The 651-nt window shown below is 62.5% G+C and carries 1 protein-coding gene; it reads right to left on the reverse strand.

Annotated features, from left to right (window positions below):
• On the reverse strand, positions 1-628 hold a 628-nt coding region (locus NA5_RS38735; RefSeq protein WP_245672692.1), incomplete at its 3' end, for an acyltransferase domain-containing protein.
• Positions 629-651: the final 23 nt, after the last annotated feature.

Consider the following 651-nt stretch of genomic DNA (forward strand, 5'->3'; position numbering starts at 1 on the left):
AGTACCGCTGGCGCTGGAAGGCATAGGTGGGCAAATCGATCCGCTGAGCACCGGTACCGGTATACAAACCGGCCCAATCAACGTGAGCACCAGCAACAAACAATCCGGCAACCCCGCCCAACGCAGCCGACACATCCGCCCGACCACGACGTGCCAAAGGCGCCAGCACAGGAGCCACAGCACCCGCACCCGCCTGCGCGTCGTCGAGTGTCTGGGCGATCATCGGAGTCAGCACCGCATCAGGCCCGACCTCGGCAAACCTCGAAACACCCGAATCCGCCATCGCGGCGACCGCATCAGCGAATCGCACCGTCTCACGAACCTGCCCCACCCAATACGACGGATCAGTCATCTCATCGGTGATTCGGGCACCTGTGACCGTCGACACCAGTGGAATGCTCGGTGGCGCGAACGTCAAACCTTCTATCGCCGAGGCGAATTCGGCCAGCATCGGCTCCATCAACACCGAATGGAAAGCATGCGAAACCCGCAATCGGTGTGTGCGCCACCCACGCTCGACACACGCCTCGACAACAGCGGCGACATCATCTTCGACACCGGAAAGCACCACCGACGATGGACCATTCACCGCCGCGATCGACACCCCACCGATAAGCAGCGGCAACACATCCGCCTCCGACGCACCGACCG

The sequence above is a fragment of the Nocardia anaemiae NBRC 100462 genome (assembly GCF_001612725.1).
GTDB classification, from domain to species: Bacteria; Actinomycetota; Actinomycetes; order Mycobacteriales; family Mycobacteriaceae; genus Nocardia; species Nocardia anaemiae.